General features: G+C 27.4%; 25 protein-coding genes. 2 read left to right on the forward strand and 23 right to left on the reverse strand.

Annotated elements, in window-relative coordinates:
* Window positions 1–4: 4 nt before the first annotated feature.
* The 11 genes from RSF37_RS00410 to RSF37_RS00460 all read right to left on the reverse strand — a co-directional run bounded on the left by RSF37_RS00410 (window position 5) and on the right by RSF37_RS00460 (window position 10,711).
* Window positions 5–799 (reverse strand): sialate O-acetylesterase, encoded by a 795-nt coding sequence (locus tag RSF37_RS00410; RefSeq protein ID WP_332562392.1) that lies wholly within the window; start codon window positions 797–799, stop codon window positions 5–7.
* A gap of 74 nt (window positions 800–873) precedes the next feature.
* Window positions 874–1,983 (reverse strand): ABC transporter ATP-binding protein, encoded by a 1,110-nt coding sequence (locus RSF37_RS00415; RefSeq protein ID WP_332562393.1) that lies wholly within the window; start codon window positions 1,981–1,983, stop codon window positions 874–876.
* 39 nt (window positions 1,984–2,022) lie between these two features.
* The gene (locus RSF37_RS00420) at window positions 2,023–2,892 is read right to left on the reverse strand and encodes a carbohydrate ABC transporter permease (protein WP_332562394.1); all 870 of its coding nucleotides are present in this window, start codon (window positions 2,890–2,892) and stop codon (window positions 2,023–2,025) included.
* Between the two features lie 18 nt (window positions 2,893–2,910).
* On the reverse strand, window positions 2,911–3,813 hold the full coding sequence (locus RSF37_RS00425) for a carbohydrate ABC transporter permease (protein WP_438519560.1): 903 nt from the start codon (window positions 3,811–3,813) through the stop codon (window positions 2,911–2,913).
* An 84-nt stretch (window positions 3,814–3,897) separates the two neighbouring features.
* Window positions 3,898–5,223, reverse strand: coding sequence for an ABC transporter substrate-binding protein (locus RSF37_RS00430; protein ID WP_332562395.1), 1,326 nt, complete (start codon window positions 5,221–5,223; stop codon window positions 3,898–3,900).
* A gap of 273 nt (window positions 5,224–5,496) precedes the next feature.
* The gene (locus RSF37_RS00435; protein ID WP_332562473.1) at window positions 5,497–6,363 is read right to left on the reverse strand and encodes an N-acetylneuraminate lyase; all 867 of its coding nucleotides are present in this window, start codon (window positions 6,361–6,363) and stop codon (window positions 5,497–5,499) included.
* Between the two features lie 28 nt (window positions 6,364–6,391).
* Window positions 6,392–7,057 (reverse strand): N-acetylmannosamine-6-phosphate 2-epimerase, encoded by a 666-nt coding sequence (locus RSF37_RS00440; RefSeq protein WP_332562396.1) that lies wholly within the window; start codon window positions 7,055–7,057, stop codon window positions 6,392–6,394.
* A 172-nt stretch (window positions 7,058–7,229) separates the two neighbouring features.
* Entirely contained in the window at window positions 7,230–7,730 is a 501-nt protein-coding gene (locus RSF37_RS00445) for a transglycosylase SLT domain-containing protein (protein ID WP_332562397.1), read from the reverse strand.
* Between the two features lie 23 nt (window positions 7,731–7,753).
* Complete coding sequence (locus RSF37_RS00450; protein WP_332562398.1) at window positions 7,754–8,500, reverse strand: ABC transporter ATP-binding protein; 747 nt, start codon at window positions 8,498–8,500, stop codon at window positions 7,754–7,756.
* A gap of 18 nt (window positions 8,501–8,518) precedes the next feature.
* Window positions 8,519–9,832, reverse strand: a complete 1,314-nt coding sequence (locus RSF37_RS00455) for an ABC transporter permease (RefSeq protein WP_332562399.1) — start codon at window positions 9,830–9,832, stop codon at window positions 8,519–8,521.
* A gap of 156 nt (window positions 9,833–9,988) precedes the next feature.
* Window positions 9,989–10,711, reverse strand: coding sequence for a class I SAM-dependent methyltransferase (locus RSF37_RS00460; protein ID WP_332562400.1), 723 nt, complete (start codon window positions 10,709–10,711; stop codon window positions 9,989–9,991).
* A gap of 333 nt (window positions 10,712–11,044) precedes the next feature.
* On the opposite strand from RSF37_RS00460, the gene mscL reads away from it, so the two are divergent.
* Window positions 11,045–11,473 (forward strand): large-conductance mechanosensitive channel protein MscL, encoded by a 429-nt coding sequence (gene mscL, locus RSF37_RS00465; protein ID WP_332562401.1) that lies wholly within the window; start codon window positions 11,045–11,047, stop codon window positions 11,471–11,473.
* A gap of 13 nt (window positions 11,474–11,486) precedes the next feature.
* On the opposite strand, the gene RSF37_RS00470 is transcribed toward mscL, so the two are convergent.
* The 10 genes from RSF37_RS00470 to RSF37_RS00515 form a co-directional block, all read right to left on the reverse strand.
* Entirely contained in the window at window positions 11,487–11,669 is a 183-nt protein-coding gene (locus RSF37_RS00470; protein ID WP_332562402.1) for a hypothetical protein, read from the reverse strand.
* A 102-nt stretch (window positions 11,670–11,771) separates the two neighbouring features.
* Window positions 11,772–12,200 (reverse strand): peroxiredoxin, encoded by a 429-nt coding sequence (locus tag RSF37_RS00475; protein WP_442878512.1) that lies wholly within the window; start codon window positions 12,198–12,200, stop codon window positions 11,772–11,774.
* Window positions 12,201–12,306: 106 nt separating this feature from the next.
* Window positions 12,307–12,873, reverse strand: a complete 567-nt coding sequence (locus RSF37_RS00480) for an isochorismatase family protein (protein WP_332562404.1) — start codon at window positions 12,871–12,873, stop codon at window positions 12,307–12,309.
* A gap of 21 nt (window positions 12,874–12,894) precedes the next feature.
* Window positions 12,895–13,422: a DUF2812 domain-containing protein gene (locus RSF37_RS00485; protein ID WP_332562405.1), complete on the reverse strand. Its 528-nt coding sequence runs from the start codon at window positions 13,420–13,422 to the stop codon at window positions 12,895–12,897.
* A gap of 11 nt (window positions 13,423–13,433) precedes the next feature.
* Window positions 13,434–13,766 (reverse strand): PadR family transcriptional regulator, encoded by a 333-nt coding sequence (locus RSF37_RS00490; protein ID WP_332562406.1) that lies wholly within the window; start codon window positions 13,764–13,766, stop codon window positions 13,434–13,436.
* A gap of 129 nt (window positions 13,767–13,895) precedes the next feature.
* Window positions 13,896–14,792, reverse strand: coding sequence for a D-alanine--D-alanine ligase (locus RSF37_RS00495; protein ID WP_332562407.1), 897 nt, complete (start codon window positions 14,790–14,792; stop codon window positions 13,896–13,898).
* A 112-nt stretch (window positions 14,793–14,904) separates the two neighbouring features.
* Entirely contained in the window at window positions 14,905–15,303 is a 399-nt protein-coding gene (locus tag RSF37_RS00500) for a HEPN domain-containing protein (RefSeq protein WP_332562408.1), read from the reverse strand.
* On the reverse strand, window positions 15,281–15,619 hold the full coding sequence (locus RSF37_RS00505; protein WP_332562409.1) for a nucleotidyltransferase domain-containing protein: 339 nt from the start codon (window positions 15,617–15,619) through the stop codon (window positions 15,281–15,283). Before RSF37_RS00505 ends, RSF37_RS00500 begins: the two co-directional genes overlap by 23 nt.
* Window positions 15,620–15,674: 55 nt before the next feature.
* The gene (locus RSF37_RS00510) at window positions 15,675–17,843 is read right to left on the reverse strand and encodes a HelD family protein (RefSeq protein WP_332562410.1); all 2,169 of its coding nucleotides are present in this window, start codon (window positions 17,841–17,843) and stop codon (window positions 15,675–15,677) included.
* A gap of 76 nt (window positions 17,844–17,919) precedes the next feature.
* Window positions 17,920–18,450: a DUF5662 family protein gene (locus RSF37_RS00515; protein WP_332562411.1), complete on the reverse strand. Its 531-nt coding sequence runs from the start codon at window positions 18,448–18,450 to the stop codon at window positions 17,920–17,922.
* A gap of 193 nt (window positions 18,451–18,643) precedes the next feature.
* Here RSF37_RS00515 and RSF37_RS00520 point away from each other — a divergent pair, with 193 nt between their 5' ends.
* Complete coding sequence (locus RSF37_RS00520; protein ID WP_332562412.1) at window positions 18,644–20,098, forward strand: cation:proton antiporter; 1,455 nt, start codon at window positions 18,644–18,646, stop codon at window positions 20,096–20,098.
* Window positions 20,099–20,139: 41 nt separating this feature from the next.
* Here the strand turns inward: RSF37_RS00520 and RSF37_RS00525 are convergent, their stop codons facing one another.
* Together RSF37_RS00525 and RSF37_RS00530 are read right to left on the reverse strand one after the other, a co-directional pair.
* On the reverse strand, window positions 20,140–20,754 hold the full coding sequence (locus tag RSF37_RS00525) for an NUDIX hydrolase (protein WP_332562413.1): 615 nt from the start codon (window positions 20,752–20,754) through the stop codon (window positions 20,140–20,142).
* 12 nt (window positions 20,755–20,766) lie between these two features.
* Window positions 20,767–21,120: a hypothetical protein gene (locus tag RSF37_RS00530; protein WP_332562414.1), complete on the reverse strand. Its 354-nt coding sequence runs from the start codon at window positions 21,118–21,120 to the stop codon at window positions 20,767–20,769.
* Window positions 21,121–21,301 lie beyond the last annotated feature (181 nt).

Here is a 21,301-nt window from a genome sequence, read left to right on the forward strand (position 1 = left end):
CACCCTATATACCATCATACAATTTTATAATTTCTCTTATATATTCTCTATTTTTATTTAAATCAACAGTATCTTCTATATTTAATTTTCCTTCATTTTCATATTTATAAATATTGTTTGCTATATCCAATCCTAACTCATTTAAGGCCTCTTGACTGTAATGTACATCATCAATTAATAATCCTCTCTCTCTAAATGTTACTGCTTTTTTTGATGCAACAATAAGATTTTCTACTTCATCTGCGACAATACATTGAGTTGCTAAAATATTATTTACCCTTTTATCTGAAACACCATCCCAGTAACCTGTTAAACTTAAAAATACTTCCAAACTATCAATTTTTCTTAAATCATTAACTAGTTTTTTAAGCCTTTCTCTATAATAAAGTGGATCGGTGCCATATTTACAGTCACTTTCACCTTGAATCCATATCGTATATTTTGTATTAATAGAGTATATTTTACTTATTGTGTTAATACCTCTTTCGAACTTCTTAATTGCATTATCTAAATAATTATATCTATCATGTCCCCAGTTTTTAATCATTGACCCATCTACAGCACTTTGAATAAAACAAACGGACCTTCCTGTAAGCTCTGTCCATCTTAACGCAAAATTTTGTGCTATAGTCCCATTCCCCCTAGACACATCTAAAAATTTTCTCATTGGTATTATTTCATCAATTTCAACATACTCAAAACACTTTGAATTAGGCATAGGTGCATCTTTAATATCTCCCATACCTAATGCATTACTCTGCCCTATTAAAAAAAATACATCAATACACGGTTTATTCATCCATTTTTTCTCCTTTCCCCTATATTAGAATACCCCATAGTAATTTCACTCACTACAGGGTATTATTTCAATTATTAAAATACAGTTTTTTCAGTTTCCTTATTAAATATATGAAGTTTACTAACATCTAAAGTAAATTCCAATATCCCTGTAGTATTAACGTTATCAGCAGTTGCTGTTTTTATAACTATTGGCTTTCCTTCTCCACCTTTTACATGTAAGAATGTTTCTGCCCCTAAATTCTCTGATACTTCAATTTCAGATTTCAAAATGAATTTAGCATCTTTTATATCATCTTTCTTACAACTCATATTTTCTGGTCTTATTCCAATTACAACTTCCTTATTTAAATTATTAGTATCTCTTATAATTTTTGCTTTATCTTCTGGAAGTTCAATCTCACTATTAAGTACTTTTAAAAATACTTTTCCATCACTTCCATAGGTACTTCCTTTTAAAATATTCATTTGAGGACTTCCTATAAATCCTGCTACAAATAAATTTTTTGGATGGCTATATATTTCTTTTGGAGATGCTATTTGTTGTACTATACCATCTTTCATAACTACTATTCTAGTTCCAAGAGTCATAGCTTCTGTCTGATCATGAGTTACATAAATAAATGTTGTTTTTAATTCATTATATAATTTTGCTATTTCAGTTCTCATCTGAACTCTAAGTTTTGCATCTAAATTTGAAAGAGGTTCATCCATTAAGAAAACTTTAGGTTGTCTAACTATGGCTCTTCCCATTGCAACTCTTTGTCTTTGTCCACCTGATAATGCTTTTGGTTTTCTATCTAATAAATGTTCTATATCTAATATTCTTGCTGCTTCACGAACCTTTTTATTAATTTCATCCTTTGGAGTTTTTCTAAGCTTTAATGCAAATGACATATTTTCAAAGACAGTCATATGAGGATATAATGCATAATTTTGGAATACCATAGCAATATCTCTCTCTTTTGGAGCCACATCATTAATTAATTTATCATCAATATAAAGTTCTCCATTTGATATTTCTTCAAGACCTGCAATCATTCTAAGTGTTGTTGATTTACCACATCCTGATGGTCCAACAAAAACAATAAATTCCCTATCATTTATTTCTAAATTAAAATCATTAACTGCTTTAAACCCATTTTCATATATTTTCTCTATATTTTTAAGTACTAATCCCGCCATAAATATCTCCTCCTAATTTTCAAAATTCAACATAATCCCTTAACCTTTTACTGCTCCAATTGTAATACCCTGTGTAAATGATTTTTGGAATATTATAAATATAATAATCATTGGTATTGATGCAAGAGCCGCACCTGACATCATTAATCCATAATCGGTTGCAAATTCAAGTTGCATTGTTGCAACTCCTAATGGAAGTGTTTGCATGTCCTTACTTCTTATTAATATAAGTTGCATAAAATAATCATTCCATGATGTTATAAACGTAAATATTGCAAGAGCCGCTACCCCTGGTTTAACTATAGGTAGTACTATATTTTTAAATATTCCAATTTCAGAACACCCATCTATCTTTGAAGCTTCTATAAGCTCAGTTGGAATAGTCTCACTAAATTGCTTCATTAAAAATATACCAAAAGGCCAACCAACTGCTGGTAATATTAATGATTTATAACTATCAATCCAATCTAAACTTGTTAATATATTAAATAATGGTACCATTATTACTTGCTTTGGAAGTGCCATAGCTATAATAAGTAACCAGAATACAACTTTTCTTCCGGGAAATCTTTTTTTAGCTAAAACATAACCTGATAAAGCTGAAGTTAAACATACTAATAAAGTAGTGGATATGGCAATAAAGAAACTATTAAATGTCCATCTTAATAATGGTTGTTTTGCAAGGCTTGCCCAGTTTTGCATTGTAGGCTCTGCTGGAAACCACTGTGGTGGCATTGCAATTGCTGCACCTTGATCTTTAAATGCTCCTGTTATAATCCAATAAAATGGGAATATAAAAATTACTGTAAATATACATAATATAAAGAAAGCTGTAATATTTTTTGGTGTCCATTGATTTCTCCAATCATATAAAACTTCCTTTTCTTTTTTCTTTTTATTTCCAAACATACGCATCACACCTCCCTATTAATATTCTACGTCTGTACCTAAATACTTGTATTGAATAATTGATATACCCATAACTATAATTGCAAGTACTACTCCCATAGATGAAGCAAGTCCATATTGACCAAGAGTAAATGATTTTTCATAAACTTGGTACATTATAGTTGTTGTTGAGTAATTTGGTCCTCCAGCTGTTAATAGCTGAATTAATGAGAAACATTGGAATGAATTTATAGTTGTTATAATAACTATATATAATGTTGTTGGCTTTAATAATGGCCATGTTATGTTCTTAAATACTTGTCTTGGGTTTGCACCATCAATTTCAGCTGCTTCTAAATAATCTTTTGGTATATTACCAAGTGATGCCATATAAAGAACTATAGGTTGTCCTACAGATAATGTAACTAAAACAATAAGTATTGCCCACTTTGCTATACTTGGATTACCAAGCCAAACTTGAGGATCTACTCCAAACCAACTTAAAACATGATTTAGTATTCCGTAATTAGGGTGGAATATCCATCCCCAAACAAGAGTTATACTTACTACAGATGCTATAGCAGGTAGGTAAAATACCCCTCTAAAGAATGATCTTACTTTAGAAGATTTCTTATAAATAACTAATGAAACAAATAATGAAAATACAACTACAATCGGAACGTTACCAATAACTAAAACTAACGTATTCCACAATGATTTAATGAAAATTTCATCTTTAAATATATTAATGTAATTTTCCATTCCAATAAAAATTGCACTTTTAGGATTGTAATTGAAGAAACTCATTACTATACCACCAATCATTGGTAGTATTACAAACCCTATGAAAAATATTGCAGCTGGCAATAAAAATAAATAGGACGTTACCCACTCTTTCTTTGCTAATCTGCTATGTTTTATCTTTTTATTACTAGTAGCCATTAAGATATCCCTCTCTTTCATGCTCTCTCAGCCTAGTTTTAATGGGGGATCTGACGTCCCCCATATATATTATTTCAATTCTTTTTACTTCTTTTTAAGAGTCTCATTTGCTTTCTTGTTAAATTCTTTCATTGCCTCTTCTGCTGACTTTTGTCCTAATGTGATTTCTTGAAGTGCTGGGAACCAGAAAGTTCTCATTTCTGCGAATCCATTTGCTGTGTTATAATATTTAGCAGTATAATTACCCATTGTTTCTGCAAACTTCATTTCTTCATCATCATATAAACCTTTTACTGAATCTCTAACTGAGAATGTTCCAGTAGCTTTTAAGTTCTTTGTTTGCCACTCTTTATCATTACATAAGAAATCAATGAATTTCTTTGAAGCATCTATTTTAGCTTCATCACCATTATCAAATATACATAAACCACCAATAAGTGATTCTAATGCAAGTTTACCTTCTGGTGCAGGTATTGGTAATAAAATATCATCAAAAGCTTCAGTTTTCTTTGATTGATTACTCTTAGCAAGTCCTGTTGAATAAAGAATAGTTATTGCAGCCTTTTGTTGTAAGTATAAATCTATTGAATCATTTGAAGCTAATGCTTCTGATCCTTTAGCTATTAAACCTTCATCAATTGCTTTTTTAACCCAATCCATAGCTTTTATTGCTTCTGGGCTATCAAAATTGTACGCAGTTTGATCTTCATTCATAACACTACCACCACAGATATTTGCAATGAATGCTCTTGTTCCTTGATCCCCTGCTGTACTCTTACTGTAGAATGTTAATGGTGTAACATCTGGCTTAGCTTTCTTTATAGCTCTTAAAGCTGTTTCGAATTCTTCTAAAGTCCATTGTCTATCTTTTTTATCTAATGGAAGCTTATCTAAAACTCCTGCTTCTTCTAGCATTTGCTTATTAGCTGCCATCATAAAGTTTGTAGTATTAAATGGATACATATAATATTTATCATCTAATTTACAACCTTGTAATATTTCTTTTGATACATCTCCATTCAACTTTTCTATCATGTCATCTACAGGTGCTAATGCTCCTATTCTCGCATAATCAATTATTCTTCCTGGGGCATCATACAATACATCAGGTGCTGACTTTGATGCTATAGCTGCATTTATTTTTTCTCCTCCTCCATTGAAGGATAACATTTCTACATTTACTTTTATGTCAGGATTTTTTTCCATAAATGAAGCTGCTATTTCCTCTTCATATTTTCCTACCACTCCATCTTTAGTTTCAAAATTTGGGAAAGCCCACCAAGTTATTTCAGTCTTTTCACCCTTTCCGGCAGTACTTCCTCCTGCTCCATTACTTCCACCACATCCAGCAAGTATTGATAAGCTAAGAGTAGTTACAAGTACTGTTGATAATAATTTTAATTTTTTCACACAAAATCCCCCTTTTAATACATTTTTGTAATTGTTTACTACATGTCCTAAAAAAAATAATTTAGTAATATTAAATAAAAAATTTTTTATAACTATATTTTTATAAAAAATATTTTTCATTTTATGTGTATTCTATCATTTTATTACACCATTTACAATAATTAACTGTTAAAAACTAAAAAAATTATAATAGTGTATTTTTTTATATCAAATTTACACTATTATACAATTTTAATTATGATAATTGACCTTTATAGTAGTATTTGTAATTTTTTAGAAGTATTTATTGTTGATTGCCCTTGCTTGCTTTCTCATTTCTTTAGTTGCTTCTTTCATAGGTTGTCTACAATACCCAGCCTCAACACCTTGCTCTTCAAGCATAAGTTTAATCGTTTGATATAATCCATTGCTTAAGATATCTGAAATTAAATCATTAGTTATATGCTGTACTTCTAAAGCTGTTTTAATATCACCTTTTTGAGCAGCCTCAAATATTCTTCTTGCTCTTATGCCATTTACATTAAAAGTTGATCCTATAGCACCATCTATCCCAAGTACAGCTGCTGGTAATAACATTTCATCAAATCCTGCAAATATCAATTTATCTTTAAACGTTTTTCTCATACGTTCTAACAAATAAAAATCTGCAGCTGTAAACTTAACTCCTATTATCTTTTCATTTTCAAATAATTCTGCAAACTGCTCGATAGACATATTTACTCCAGTTAAAAATGGTATAGAATATATTATTAGTTTATTATCTACTGAATTTATTATAGTTTCATAATAATGTTTAATCTCACTAAATTCAAATTTATAATAAAAAGGAGTTACTGCTGATATAGCATCATATCCGAGTTCTGTAGCATATTTTGCAAGTTCTACAGCTTCCTTTAAATTTACAGAGCCAACTTGTGCTATTAATTTAACTTTACCATTGACTTCATTTACTACTATATCAAAAATCTTTTTCTTCTCATATGTTGAAAGCATAAAGTTTTCTCCAGTGCTTCCCCCAACATATAACCCATCAATTTTACAATTATCAATATTATGCCTTACAATCTCTCTTAATCCTTTTTCGTTTATATTTCCTTCTTTATCGAATGAAACTAATAATGCTGAATAAATCCCTTTCATATCCATAATAGATTCTCCTTAATTAAATTTATTTTATTGCATTCATAAATCTCTTTGTTATTTCTTGAGGTCTTGTTATAGCACCTCCAACTACAGCTGAATAAGCACCTAGTTCAAATGCTTTTTTTAATTCTTCTGGACTTGAAATTCTACCTTCACAAATAACTGGTATTGCTGAATCTCGTACTAATTTTTCTAGTAGTTCAAAATCAACTCCATCACTTTGCTTTGAATAATCTGTATAACCTGAAAGTGTTGTTGATATACAATCAAATCCAACTTTTACAGCTTCCATCCCTTCCTCATAAGTTGAAATATCAGCCATAGCTAAACGTTTACCTTTATGAATGTATTCTACTAATTCCTTTATATTTTCGTTATTAGGTCTTGTCCTATTTGTTGCATCTAAAGCTATCATTTCACATTCAGTACTTAAAAGATCACATACTTCCTTATATGTAGGCGTTATATATACCTGTGAATCTTCATAGTTCTTTTTTATTATACCAATTATCGGTAATTTAGTTATCTTTTTTATTTCATTTATATCATCAACACCTTGTGCTCTTATAGCTATGGCTCCACCTTCTTTAGCTGCCTTTGCCATTCTCCCCATAATAAATGAACTATGAAGAGGTTCATTTTCTAAGGCTTGACATGATACAATTAATTTATTTTTTATTGTCTCTAGCATTAACAAACACCACCTTTTTGAAAATTATTTTCCTTATATTTCTATTTTAAATCATTTATTTTCTATTATCAATAGTTTTTGAAAATAATTTTCTTTTTTTTAAAAATATATAAAAAATAGGTGTGAAAATACAATCAAATATTTTCACACCTTCTATATTAACTTTTATTATTTAAAATAAAAAATATAGTACTTTATATATATCTTTTCTAGTTTCTATTTTCTTTGTGTAATTATCCTTTGCATATTGTTTATCATCAAATTTATCTTCTTTATTTTCACCATTTCTTATAGCCCAATTACCTACTAAATCACTTAAATTTTCTCCACCATTCTTTGATATATAGTAAGTTCCAAGTTTTATATTTGTATCATCTTTATCTATATCATCTTTATTAAAGTTAGTATCCCCCATTTCTTTTGCTATTTTTTCTCCTGTATCTGCTGTTAATTTCATAAGCCCCGCTCCATTTTTACCAGTGTTCTTTACTGGCTCAAATCTTGTTTCAAAATTAATTATTGATGCAACTAATTCTGGTTCTACATTATATTCTTTCGCATATTTTTCTATTATATCTTTGTCTTTTATAGGAAACACTACTTCCCTAACTGCAAATCCTGCACCTATTACTACTATTAACCCTATTACTATTATACTTATTATTTTTCTCATTTTATTTCCTCCTTAAGTTTGTCCTAATTACCCATTTTTGATACTTTATTTAATAATATTTTAAAGAATTCTTCTTGAGTTCCTTCTTTATAAATTTCATCATACATACTTCCATCTTTTATGAATATTACTCTTTTACAATAACTTGCTGTAAAAGCATCATGCGTTACCATCATTATTGTTGCTTTATTCATTTCATTTAAATCTTTTATTGTATTTAATAAACTTTCTGCTGATTTTGAATCTAATGCACCTGTAGGTTCATCTGCCAAGATCAATGACGGCTTTGTTATTATAGCTCTACATGCTGCTGTTCTTTGTTTTTGACCTCCAGATATTTCGTATGGATATTTATCTAAAAATTCTTTTATTCCAAGTCTTTCTGAAGTCTCCATTACTTTTTTATTTATTTCTTTTCCTCTTCCCTTTGCCAATGTTAATGGCAAGGCTATATTTTCTCTTACTGTTAATGTATCTAAAAGATTAAAATCTTGAAATATAAATCCTAAATTTTCTCTTCTAAATGTAGCAAGTTTTTTGCTTGATATATTTGTTATATCAAAGCCATTTACATATACCTTTCCGTTAGATGGCTTGTCTATGGTTGATATAATGTTTAATAATGTACTTTTACCTGAACCTGAGGGTCCCATAACTCCTACAAATTCACCTTCATTAATTTCTAAATCTATTCCTTTTAATGCTATGTATTTATTATTTTTCTCACCATATACTTTTTTAAGTTCTTCTATTTTTAATATGTTTTTCATAATATCTCCTTTCTTCTATTAATTTGTAATGTTCTTTAATATAATTGATATATATATACGCCTTGTTATTCTAAAATATATAAAATATATTAAAGTATACATTCCATAAATTATAAGAATTGCAACTGCGTATTTATGATTCATACTAAGTACAGTTATACTAAGGGCTGCTAGTGAATGTATTACCCCAATTATAAGAGGTACTATATATACAAATGATAATTGCTTTGTTATTATTTTTTTAATATCAATTCTTGTAAAGCCTATTTGGCTTAATATTTTGTATCTTGGCGCTTCATCATGAGCTTCCTGGATAAATTTAAATAACAATATAGATATTGTGCATATAGTAAATATTACAGATATACATATTCCAATAAAAAATATATTAGAAAGTAATGCTACACCCGAACTACTATCATATGAAAAATACAGAGCTGCACATATTCCAACAGATGTTATTGTTGAAGCGATTAAAATAGATACAGTTGATAAAATTCTTGCATTACTTCTTATTCTAAATAATAAATTAGATGTTGAAACTAAGTTTATTCCATCCTCAAAACCAGTTCTATCTTTTTCATCTATTATTCTTTCTATTACTTTAGTTCTAAATAACTTGTATGTTCCTTTTATTACTAATAGCAATGTTAATAATACACTTAACCCCAAAGTCATAATGGCCCATGGATATGTCATATATCCTATTGCTATTATTACTACGCCTGGAAGTCCTTTTATTATTGTTTTCTTAAAAGCTGCTTCACACATATTGTTACCTTTAAACAAATCTATTAATTGGTATTTCTCAATAATACTTGAACTATTTAGACATACTAAAAAATAGAATACGAAGAAAATAGCATTTGTAATGAATATTGCTTTTAAGTCAAAAATCATATGTGAATTTCCATAACTAGCACCTAAAATATAGCTATATAACTTAGTGAAATACTTTGATAAAAATATTCCTAAAATTGTTCCACCTATTGCTGCTACGATTCCTATAAGTAAATTTTCACCAAATATCATATTAGCTATTTTATTATTTTCCATTCCGACTAGCGAGAAAATTCCAATTTCTTTTTTTCTCTTATTTATAAAAAACTTATTTGAATACCAAATAAAAATCATAATTACAAAAATAACTAAAATTGTAGCTCCATAAAATATTCCATTTACATCTTCGTATTCATTAAGTATTTTTTTAATATCTTCACTAAATATAATTGAATTAAATATATATAAGATACTTACAGCTAACATAACTGCTATTCCATATATTCCATAATCTAATCTATTTTTATTTATATTCCTTAAAATCAATTTCACTCTTAAAAACCCCCTGTACTCTTACTGTACTTTGATTATAAAGTGATATCTTAAAAACTCATATTTAAGTTCATTACTTTATTCTTTCATTTTTGTAAGAATACAAAAAGAGATGCTATAAATGTATAGCATCTCTTTAGATTTCTATTTATTATTCTATTTTTCACATTTAATAATTAATCTAATTGAATTTTCCTTATCAAAGTCACTTCCATCATAATCTCCGAAAGTTCTAATTTTTCTAAATCCAATACTTGATAAAAATTCAATTAAATCATCACTAATTAACGGTATTAACAATTCTTCATTAGAGAATTCTTTACCTTTAACTTGTAACTTATTTATACAATTTATATATTCTCCATCTCTTTCAAGCTCTGTAGTTAATCTAATATTTTTATCTTCAATATATTCATTTCCTAGTATTGTTATTTCTTCATTTATTATTTTATCGAAATTCAAAGTTTCAAGTACAAAAATACCTTCATTATTTAAAATTTTGTGTACATGCTTTAAAGCAGTTCTTGTATCTCTTCCACTTTCTAAAAATGATATTTCATCATGTAAATAATAAATACCATCGTAATAATTTAGATTATCATCTTTTCCAAGTGTTAAAAGAGTAGTATCTCTAAACTTTAAATCTAAACCATCATAATAATTAGCTTTGTCCTTTGCAACTTTGACAAAATACTTATCAATATCGATTGCTTGAACTTCGTGACCTTCCTTTGTAAGTGCAATTGCAAATTCTCCTGTTTTACAAGCTGCATCTAATAATTTTTTCTTAAATTTGAAACTTTCCTTTAAAAATCTTAATGTCTCACAGTTCATTGGATATATACTGTCATAGTAATTTGAAAATTCTTTATAAAACATTTATATCACCTTCTAATTTATTTGTATGCTTATATACTACTAGATTTAGCACTATATAAACTTGATTCAAATCAAATTAAATTTTAATATATGGTTTTTTATGTAAACTTTGTAAGGCGATTATTACTATTGTTCATACATATTACCTAATGTTCTCTTTTGAATTATTAATATTCCTTATTTTTGTATTTAATCCAAAAATAAAAGTAAATTTTTTAAACTTTTTGTTAATACTATTAATTGAGATACACTTTAACCTTAATTATTTGTATAATGTAAACTTAAATAATAATTATTTTATAATTATTATTATTTCATCTTAAGGAGATTACTATGAAAAAATTTATGTCAGAATTTAAAGAATTTGCATTAAAGGGGAATATCTTTGATTTAGCAATCGGGGTTGTAATAGGTGGTGCCTTTAATAAAATCGTATCATCACTTGTTAATGATATTATTATGCCTTTAATTGGAGTATTAACTGGAGGAGTAAATTTCAATGACTTGAAATTTGTTTTAGCAGAAGGTGTAAACGGCAAAGCAGTTACCCTAAATATAGGAATGTTTATTCAAAATATAATAGACTTTCTAATTATAGCTTTATCAATTTTCATGGCAATAAGACTTGCTTCTAAGTTTAATAAGAAAAAAGAATTAGAAGAAGAAATTGAGAATGAAGCTGAAGAATCAAAGGAAGATTTAAATCTAGTTCTTTTAGCTGAAATAAGAGATCTACTTAAAGAAAATAAAGTTGAGCAATAAAATTTGCTCAACTTTATTTTGTTTCTTCCATTATTTTTTTTAATTTATTTTGAACTAACCATAATTTCTTTTGCTTTCTATTAAAAGTAACTAATCTACCTTTATTAGTTTTATTTTCATCAATTAGTTTTATGTATTCTGCATCTGCAATTTTTAATGCATCTTGAATAACTGAAAGTTCTTCTTTATTAAACATGTATTATTCCTCCATTTGGCTTATATGTTAATTTACTTTTATTATTATACCATAATAATAATAAATAAAAAAAGGAATGCAAATTAGCACTCCTTTTTAATCTTATAATAGACTTTCTACATGTCCTTTTACTTTAACTTTTCTATAAATGTCTTCTATTTTTCCATCCTTATCAATAACAAAAGTACTTCTTTCTATACCGAATACTTTCTTTCCAAACATGTTCTTCTCTTTAAGTACATTATATAACTTGCAAACTTCTTCATTTTCATCTGACAATAATACAAATGGCAAATCATATTTTGTAATGAATTTATCATGTGCTTTTAGTGAATCTCTACTTACTCCTAAAATAACTGTATTATCATCTAAGAATTTTTCATTATATCTCTTAAAATCTTGAGCTTCAAGTGAACATCCTGGAGTATTATCTTTAGGATAGAAATATAATATTACTTTCTTACCTCTATAATCACTTAATTTATGTTCTTTATTATCTGATCCAGTTAAAGTAAAATCCGGAGCCATCATGCCTTTTTCTAAAACTTCTATATTCACAATATCACCCTCCATAATTATCTTTTAATAATAATTATTATATAGTATAATATTTCTTTTTGCAAGTTTTCACATTAATCTATATTGTGACTTCTTTTATAAACTCTTCTGTTTTACGTACTCTACCTATTCTAGTAAATATATTTTTTACAGTACAGTTATGCACTTCTTCATTTGCAGCTTTCATAGCATCCTCTATAAAAATTTGGTTATAACCTCTTTCATAAGCTTGTCGTGCTGTGCTTTCAACACCTATATTTGTAGAAATTCCACATAATACAATTGTATCTATATTTCTCCTACGCAATTCTAAATCTAAATCTGTTCCAAAAAAAGCTCCCCATTGACGCTTTTTAACTTTATAATCATCTTCTTTAACATCTAATTCTTCGCAAAAATTAGCCCAGTTATTTAATTGTTCTGCATTATTAACATCATCATTATCTGTAACTGGATTTAATTTATCATTATCATCATGAAAATCAACATGTACAAAAGCTGTAAAGCCATTATTTTCTCTAAATATATTTACTAATTCTTTTGACTTTTTAACTACATCAAATCCTTTAGTCATATTAACTATTCCTTCTTGAAGATCTATTAAAACAAGTGCTGTCTTACTAAAATCTAAATTTAATTTTTTCATCTTTTGTTCTCCTCTTTATTACTATACTTTATTTAATTTTCTTTTAATAGCAAACATAATCATAATTGATGGTATTAATATACCAACTGACGCTGCCATTAAAATAAGACCTATAGTTTTAATATCTAAATATATTATACCAATACTGCAAAGTAAAATTCCAATTAGAGATACTATTAAACTTACTTTAGCCGTTTTATATACATCAATATACTTTTCTGCATCTTCTCTACTACTTGTATATATTGGATTTGTTCCAGGAGTTGCTTTAAAGAAATGGAATACATTCTGACTTGAACATACATACTCCCAGCCTGCCCCTTTAAATATTTCTATATACTCATCTAATCCATCCTTATCTTTTGAGAAATCCCTATAGTCCATTGAATATATTTGTTCCTTCTCTTCTCCCTTAGTTAAAACATAATTAAATATGTTAGCTTTTTCAAGTATCCAACCTTCTTTAGATAAACATCTAAACCTTTCTAACGCTCTTTTTTCATCAAATGCATATCCTAAATTTGAAACCCTTTTACTTGCTCTACCCATAAACTTATCTCCTACCCTTTTATAATATTTAAAGACTCTTCACCATATGCAACCATTTTTCTTCTTCTTTTAATATCTTGTATTATAAGCTCTTTCCCTTTTTCAGTTAACTTATAACACTTTCTTCTATCAGTATTATCCTCAATTAATTCAATCAAACAATTCTTTTGTAATTTACTAAGTATTGTATATAAACTTGCTGGACCTATTTCCACTATACCATTAGACTTATCACTAACCTCCTGCATTATTGCATAACCATGCTTTGGAACTACTAGAGAAAGTAAAATATAATATGTGGAGTCTGTTAGAATATTCTCATCTAAAGCTTTCTTCCTTCCCATACAACCTCCTATTATATATCATTTAAAGATATATCGTTTAAAGATATATTAATCCATTTTTTTACTTTTGTCAATAATTTATATACCAAATTATAAAAAGGTAACTAAAATTTAAGCTACCTTTACACATTACAATGAGTATTCAATTATTTTATCTAATAAATTGCTAAAATCTAAGCCTTTATATCTTGCACTTTTAGGAATAAGACTTTCCTTTGTCATTCCAGGTAAAGTATTAACTTCTAAAAAATATGGTATTCCATCACTTACGATCATATCAACTCTTGAATACCCTTTGCATTCTAAAACGTTCCATATCTTTTTAGACCAGTCATTCACATTTTTTTGTAACTCATCTTCTAGAATTACAAATTCCTCACTTGCTCCACCATTATCATACTTAGATGAATAATCAAAAAACTCACTATTGTTAGCCTTTATGCTTAATGTTGGAAACACCTCTCCATTTAAAATAAAAGATGTAATTTCTATTCCCTTTATATACTTTTCAATTATGACTTCCTTATCATACTTTAACACTTCTTTAACTGCCTCTAAAACTCCCTCTTCATTTTTAATAAAAAATGTTGCAACACTAGATCCCCCTGAATTTGGCTTTATAAATACAGGATAACCTATTTCATTTATTAGTTTATAATTTATTTCTGAAATAGACTTAACTGTAGTCCAAGGTGCTGTCATAATACCTTCACTTTTAATTATCTTTTTTGTAATCGACTTATTCATACAAATTGCACTAGTTAATACTCCACATCCACTATATGGAATATCTAATGTTTCAAGCAGTCCTTGAATTGTGCCATCTTCACCAAATCTGCCATGTAAAGCAATAAAAGCAAAATCTATATTTTTAACTTTTTCTATAACCTCTTTTTTAGAATTTATTATAATTGGAACTACTTCCTCATATTTTTCTCTATTTAAATATTTGACTATTTCTGCTCCAGATAATAGTGATATCTCCCTTTCGTCTGATATACCACCCATAATTACTCCAATTCTCATACAATTTAAGCTCCTTTTCATTTAATATCTACTTACATTATATTAATATTTTTACAAAGTAATAAGAACCACACCTAAGTAACTTTTCTTAAGGTATGGTTCTTATTTATGCTTAAACTATATTGTTTTCTTCTATTAGTCTTAATATAAATTTCTCTATTCTTTCAGCGCTTTCAATAGCATTAAGCATATCATTTTCATCAACATCTAATTGATATGGATACCTTACTTGAACTCCATAAGAAATCAATTCAATGCAATCATCATATATTTCTTTAAATTTATCATTTAATTTAATACATCGATTATTTAGTAAAACAATATCATGGGTTTTCTCAACTTTTTTGCCATTTAATATTAAGAAACCTTTTAAATATTTTTCTGCACTTTGCTCACAATGATAGCAAATAATTTCTATTGGAAATGGATCCATCCTTATTAAAAACCTTGCAGATTCTAAATCCCGTCTAGCAAATTCAAACCACTCGTCAGAGATTTTTGATTTGCTCATAAAGTTTTACTCCATGATTACTTATTTGATGTTCCATAGTGAATTTAATATTTGATCTTTCTTTAAATTCATCACTATAGTACACAATTAAGTCTATTGGCATAGTTGCAACTTTAGATATAGCTTTTCTAACATTCTTTATTATATCTATTTTTCTTAATGATTTATCTTCTGCTATTATGCAAATATCCAAATCACTCTCTGAATGAGGTTTACCATATGCATATGATCCAAAAAGATATACAACCTTTATATTTGATGAGTTTCTTATCTCTTTAACTACATTATCTAGCTCTAGTGATATACTTTCATTCAATTAACTCACCTGCCTATTTAAGAATATTTAATTCTTTACTATAAGCTTATTACAATTACTCTATAATTGTGTATAAATCTTTATCTATTGGTAATATTTCACATATATTTTTATCTGCTATTATATGCAGTTCGTGAAGTGCTCTTGTACATACAGTATAAAATAAATTATTATGGCTTTCACCTAAATAATTTTCTCCATCAGCTACAATTACACAGTCAAATTCTAATCCCTTTGATAAATATGATGGTATTATATTTATACCTTTTTTGAATTCACACTTGTCATCTTCAATTAAGTTTATATTTGCAATTACGCCCTCTAATCTTTCATATAACTTACGTGAAACTTCTCTATTTTTTGATATAATCGCAATTGATTCATATCCCTTACTAATCATGTCATTAACTAGTTTTGAAACTCTATCTACAGTTTCAGTTTTAGTTATATAAACAGTTGGAGCTTCCCCTTTTCTTTCAACAGCTTCAATAGGTTCATGAGTTTTTAGAAGTTCTCTAGTGAAATTGGTTATATTATATGTTGATCTATAACTTTTAGTTAAAACTGCAGTTTTTACATCAAAGAATATATCAGTTATTCCTTCTTTATTTTTAACGTTTGAATTCTTATCAATTCTTTGATTTAAATCACCCATTATAGTAATTGATGCATCTTTAAATGATTTTTTTATTATTTCATAAAATAATGGACTATAATCTTGAGCTTCATCTATAAGTATATGTTTTACATTAGAATAATTTCTAAAGCCTTCCATTGCTGCTCTTATATAAATTATTGGAGTAATATCTTCATACTTTACCTCTCCAAAGTTTAAATACTCAATTGTAAGGTTTCTTATGTCATCTAAATTGACATCAGTGTACTTACTTATATTTTCCCAAAGCATCTTATAAATTGTTACACTGTTTACTGTTTTTATCATTTCATCAACTTGTATATTAACTTGCTCTTTACAGTAAGTATAGAAGTGAGTTTTATCTTCTACATATTCAAAGTCATCATCATCAGATAAATATTTAGTCTCAACTTGTGAGAATATACTTTCCTTTATTACTTTAATTCTATTTAAAAATGGTATATCCTTAAATCTTTTTATAAATGTATTTTCAACACTCTTCTTGCTTACTATTTCTTTTCCATCAATTATAATAGGCTTAGCATTAGTTAAAAGTCTTGGAATATCCCTTGTAAATTCATTAAGTACATACATAAAATCAATAGTATTTTTGTATTCCATCCCTTTAGATCTTACTAAAAATTCTTCATCCTTCTTATCTGCTGAATATATATATTCTAAATAATCATTTTTACTTTCATAATTACAATTTGCTGGTAAAAAAGTCTTTGAATAATTTTCAAAAGTTGTTTGTAATATATTTGTTTCTCCAAGTTCAGGTAATACATCAGAAATATATTCTGCAAAAACCTCATTTGGACTGAATATTAAAATATTTTCAGGGCTTAATTCTTTTCTATATTTATAAAGAATATAAGCTGCTCGATGAAGTGCTATAGAAGTTTTACCTGACCCTGCAGCTCCTTGTATAAATAACACTTTACTATCTTCATTTCTTATAATATCATTTTGTTCTTTTTGAATTGTAGCTACGATATTTTTCATTTTATCAGTAGCACTACCACCTAACATCTCTCCTAATGATTCATCGCATAATGATTCATTAGAATTGTGCATGAATACTATTTCTCCATTTTTTATATTAAACTGTCTATTAAATTCAATTGTTCCTTCTATTCTTCTCTTTGGAGCATCATAATAAGCTCTTCCTATTTCAAAATCATAAAATAAAGTTGATACCGGTGAACGCCAATCAAATACTAGAAATTCAAAATTATCTTCATCTTCAACTGTTGATAGTCCAATATAGAAACTCTCCGCTTCTTCTCCATCAGCTTTAAAATCAAGCCTTGCAAAGTAAGGTGATCCTATTTGTCTCTCTAAAGTTTTAATTCTATTGATTTTTCTTGAATGCATCTTTTCTTGCATTGCAACTTGACTACAGTTTTCATTTATTTCTATTTCATCTAATTCATTTCTATTATCCCAAAGAAATCTTCTATGTTTTACTATTTCTTTATCTTGTGTTTCGCTTAAATCGATATATTTATCTAATAATTCCTTTATTGCCTCTTGAGTTTGTTCTAAATATTTTTCTTCGTCTAAAAGTTCTTTTCCTATAAGCATATTTTATTTCTCCTTACATAAACATCATTAAATTTTAGATTGTATGAAGTAATATGTCAAGATGAATTGGTAATATTTAATTATTTAAAATTTTATTTTTTATGTATTTTAAAGTTTTATCTTCTCCATCTATTGCTAACATATTAAGTAATTGTTCTATAGTTGCCCTTGTTTCATCATGTAAAACATAATATTCTTTTCTTTCATCATAATATTCAAGTGGACTTCTATCTGTATATTTATCTTTTTGATAATTTTTTGATGCTGACATCCTATCAATAAACATTTCAACTACATAGTTAAAGGGCATTTTCATTCCTTTTAATCCTTCTTTAGGATTTAATCCATAGTCAATCCAATACTCAAAATGATGTTTATTTCTTCCTTTATGATGAAGCCAAGCCGTTGATAACCCTTCTACTTTCTTCTGCGCTCCGTTTGGACTTGAAGTTCCTTTATAATATTTTATTCCAACTTTAAACTCTGTCCATGAGTACTTAGAAAGATCATGTAATAACCCCTGCTTGTACAATCCAACCATAAAACAATATTTCATTACTAATAATTTATGATTAGTAATCGTCTTGAAGTGATTAATTCCATTCATTAATATATTCTCCCGCCTATTCTTTTAATTATTCTATAATATATATTACCATTTTTCTTTATTATATTAAAATAAGCAGTACTAAACCTTTTCAATGTAATCTATATAATTATACGTTATTTATACTACCTTGATAAATTTCTCCTCAATGCTTACAATATATTTTGAAACTAAAGAAAAGAGGGTATTATAAATGGAAGAAATTTTAAATTATGATTCATTATTAATTTTAGCTGTTGTTGCCTTTTTCACACCATTTCTAGTAGCTAAATTAAAGAAGATAAAAGTTCCATACCAAGTTGGTGAAATATTTATAGGTATTATACTTGGTAAAAGTTTTTTTAATGTTATAAAGCCAGATGTTTGGATTTTATTTTTATCAAATCTAGGTCTTGCTTATTTAATGTTTTTAAGTGGTCTTGAAATAAATTTTGAAGACTTAAAATTAACAGAAGGTGAATCCTTTTTTAATTCGAAAGTTTTCTCTAGTATAAAGGTATTTATATTTTCACTAATACTATCTAATGTACTAGCATTTACTCTCCTTAAAATGGCGGGACTAGATAAGGGCTCATTATTTTTCGCACTGTTATTTACATCAGCTGCACCTGGATTAATTGTGCCTATGTTAAAATCAAAGCGTATATTAAGTAGTGACTTTGGTCAAACACTGCTTATATTTTCACTTATAGCTGAATTCGTATGTTTAATAGGAATAACTTTTATAGCATCTGTTTCAACTTATGGATTATCATTAAAAAGTTTTACCTTTTTAATAACTTTCCTAGCTGCTATAGTTATCTATTTGATTTGTAAGGCTGTATTTAAAACTAAGGATTTATCAATGCTTGCTTTTAAAAACCTTCATATAAGTGTTAGAGGAGCTTTTGTGCTTGTACTTGTATTAGTTGCAATAGCTCAAAAGACAGGCTCAGAAATAATCTTAGGCTCTTTCCTTGCTGGAATTATATTTTCACTTCTAGTTGGAAAAGCTAAAGAAGAAATTTCTCACCAATTAGATGTTATTGGATATGGTTTTTTAATACCAATATTCTTTATTATGGTTGGAGTTAATATAGACTTAAGATCTATCCTTGAGAATCCAAGTGCAATTTTAAAGATACCGTTATTTTTACTTGTATTCTTTTTAGTTAAGTTTATTCCATGCCTTTTATTTAAAAATAGATATGGAGTTAAAAATTCAATTGCTGCATCAATGATATTAACAGCACAACTTAGTTTAACAATAGTTGGTGCCCAAATGGCAGTAAACCTTGGATACATAACTGAAGCAGATTACTCAGCATTTATAGTAACAACTGTTATATCATGCATTGTCTTCCCTATACTATTTGAAAAATTCTTTGTTGAAGATGAAACTACAGTTGAAACAGTTAAAGAAGAGGAAAAAATAATAATACGTGAATTTGTCTTAAGTAGTGAATGGTATATAGGAAAATCTTTAAAAGATTGGAAACTTCCAAACGGATGTAGAGTTTTCTCTATTGTTAGAGATGGAACTGAGATTATGCCTACTGCTGATACACTATTAAAAGATGGTGATTTAATAATTGTAGCCGGTGTACGTCATGCTGTTGATGATACTTTAAATATGCTTACTGTATGTAACCTTTCATTACCAAAATAATTCAAAGCCTAGATAAGTATTAATTCTTATCTAGGCTTTTATTATTTATTCTTTATTACATTTAAGAAATTCTCTAAAATTCTAGCTGTTATTCCCCAAATTACATTTTGCCCATATTTATAAAATAGAACTCTATAATTTCCATCTCTGAATTTATAGTTAATTCCATCTTTAACATTTTCAAATGGGAAATTATCTCCAGGAACTGTTATAACTTTGTTTTTTACTGAAATAGGCTCATGCTTTATCAAATAATCTAGTGGAATTATTAAAAGGTTTTTTACTTCATCTTTATTTATTAAAAACTTAACATCATCCTTTATGTGCGCTAAAAATGGATATATTATAATATTAGTATTTGATACAAATATATCTAATTTAGATATTATACTAATATTATCTCCACCAACTCCGATTTCTTCAAAGCACTCTCTAAGTGCTGCATCTTTAGGACTTTCTCCATTTTCAATTGCTCCCCCTGGAAAACATATCTCTCCAGGATTTAATGTAAGTTTATCTGTTCTAACTTCAAATAGTATATGACTTGTCCCATTAACATTTATAACTGGAATAATTACAGCACTTCTTTTCATACTATCTTCATCATTAATACCAGGTGTATAATCTTTAAAAACTTTCTCTAAAAAATCTCTCATAAGCCATCTCCATTAATTAAATTCTATACCATTTTCTGCTCTTCTCATCTTATTAACATAATTAGCTATTCTCATCTTAAATCTTTCTTGTTCTTTTGCATTATAAAATGCTGCTAAATCTGATGAAAGAAAAATACTATCTAAAACTAAATATTTTAAATCTTTTATATTAGTTTCATCTTCTTTACTTAAATCTTCTTCGTTTATTTTTTCCATTAACTTACCAAAAGAATTTTTGTATTCATTTAATCTTGCTAAATCTTTATCATTAAATTCAATAGTCTTATCTAAAGCTACCTCATTTACAAAATCTAAATACTCTTTATTAATATTAGTATATTCATCATATATTCTAACTAAACTCATTTTTCTAACCTCTTTCTAATTAATATATATATTCTATATTAACATTATCACATTATATAAAAAAGTTAATTTAATTTTACTTTATAAATTTACTATTACATGGATAAACTATTTTTAAGATATTTTAAAGGTAGGTATAATATGAAAAAATTTTTGAGTATTTTTATAATAACTATTTTAA

It is taken from the genome of Clostridium sp. (assembly GCF_036643715.1).
Taxonomy (GTDB): domain Bacteria; phylum Bacillota; class Clostridia; order Clostridiales; family Clostridiaceae; genus Clostridium.

What these genes read in the sequence shown, in the direction of transcription:
- RSF37_RS00410 (WP_332562392.1), bottom strand. Translation starts at nt 799, where the DNA reads ATGAATAAACCGTGTATTGATGTATTTTTTTTAATAGGGCAGAGTAAT.
- RSF37_RS00415 (WP_332562393.1), bottom strand. Translation starts at nt 1,983, where the DNA reads ATGGCGGGATTAGTACTTAAAAATATAGAGAAAATATATGAAAATGGG.
- RSF37_RS00420 (WP_332562394.1), bottom strand. Translation starts at nt 2,892, where the DNA reads ATGTTTGGAAATAAAAAGAAAAAAGAAAAGGAAGTTTTATATGATTGG.
- RSF37_RS00425 (WP_438519560.1), bottom strand. Translation starts at nt 3,813, where the DNA reads ATGGCTACTAGTAATAAAAAGATAAAACATAGCAGATTAGCAAAGAAA.
- RSF37_RS00435 (WP_332562473.1), bottom strand. Translation starts at nt 6,363, where the DNA reads ATGAAAGGGATTTATTCAGCATTATTAGTTTCATTCGATAAAGAAGGA.
- RSF37_RS00440 (WP_332562396.1), bottom strand. Translation starts at nt 7,057, where the DNA reads ATGCTAGAGACAATAAAAAATAAATTAATTGTATCATGTCAAGCCTTA.
- RSF37_RS00445 (WP_332562397.1), bottom strand. Translation starts at nt 7,730, where the DNA reads ATGAGAAAAATAATAAGTATAATAGTAATAGGGTTAATAGTAGTAATA.
- RSF37_RS00450 (WP_332562398.1), bottom strand. Translation starts at nt 8,500, where the DNA reads ATGAAAAACATATTAAAAATAGAAGAACTTAAAAAAGTATATGGTGAG.
- RSF37_RS00460 (WP_332562400.1), bottom strand. Translation starts at nt 10,711, where the DNA reads ATGTTTTATAAAGAATTTTCAAATTACTATGACAGTATATATCCAATG.
- mscL (WP_332562401.1), top strand. Translation starts at nt 11,045, where the DNA reads ATGAAAAAATTTATGTCAGAATTTAAAGAATTTGCATTAAAGGGGAAT.
- RSF37_RS00470 (WP_332562402.1), bottom strand. Translation starts at nt 11,669, where the DNA reads ATGTTTAATAAAGAAGAACTTTCAGTTATTCAAGATGCATTAAAAATT.
- RSF37_RS00475 (WP_442878512.1), bottom strand. Translation starts at nt 12,200, where the DNA reads ATGATGGCTCCGGATTTTACTTTAACTGGATCAGATAATAAAGAACAT.
- RSF37_RS00480 (WP_332562404.1), bottom strand. Translation starts at nt 12,873, where the DNA reads ATGAAAAAATTAAATTTAGATTTTAGTAAGACAGCACTTGTTTTAATA.
- RSF37_RS00485 (WP_332562405.1), bottom strand. Translation starts at nt 13,422, where the DNA reads ATGGGTAGAGCAAGTAAAAGGGTTTCAAATTTAGGATATGCATTTGAT.
- RSF37_RS00490 (WP_332562406.1), bottom strand. Translation starts at nt 13,766, where the DNA reads ATGGGAAGGAAGAAAGCTTTAGATGAGAATATTCTAACAGACTCCACA.
- RSF37_RS00495 (WP_332562407.1), bottom strand. Translation starts at nt 14,792, where the DNA reads ATGAGAATTGGAGTAATTATGGGTGGTATATCAGACGAAAGGGAGATA.
- RSF37_RS00500 (WP_332562408.1), bottom strand. Translation starts at nt 15,303, where the DNA reads ATGAGCAAATCAAAAATCTCTGACGAGTGGTTTGAATTTGCTAGACGG.
- RSF37_RS00510 (WP_332562410.1), bottom strand. Translation starts at nt 17,843, where the DNA reads ATGCTTATAGGAAAAGAACTTTTAGACGAAGAAAAATATTTAGAACAA.
- RSF37_RS00515 (WP_332562411.1), bottom strand. Translation starts at nt 18,450, where the DNA reads ATGAATGGAATTAATCACTTCAAGACGATTACTAATCATAAATTATTA.
- RSF37_RS00520 (WP_332562412.1), top strand. Translation starts at nt 18,644, where the DNA reads ATGGAAGAAATTTTAAATTATGATTCATTATTAATTTTAGCTGTTGTT.
- RSF37_RS00525 (WP_332562413.1), bottom strand. Translation starts at nt 20,754, where the DNA reads ATGAGAGATTTTTTAGAGAAAGTTTTTAAAGATTATACACCTGGTATT.
- RSF37_RS00530 (WP_332562414.1), bottom strand. Translation starts at nt 21,120, where the DNA reads ATGAGTTTAGTTAGAATATATGATGAATATACTAATATTAATAAAGAG.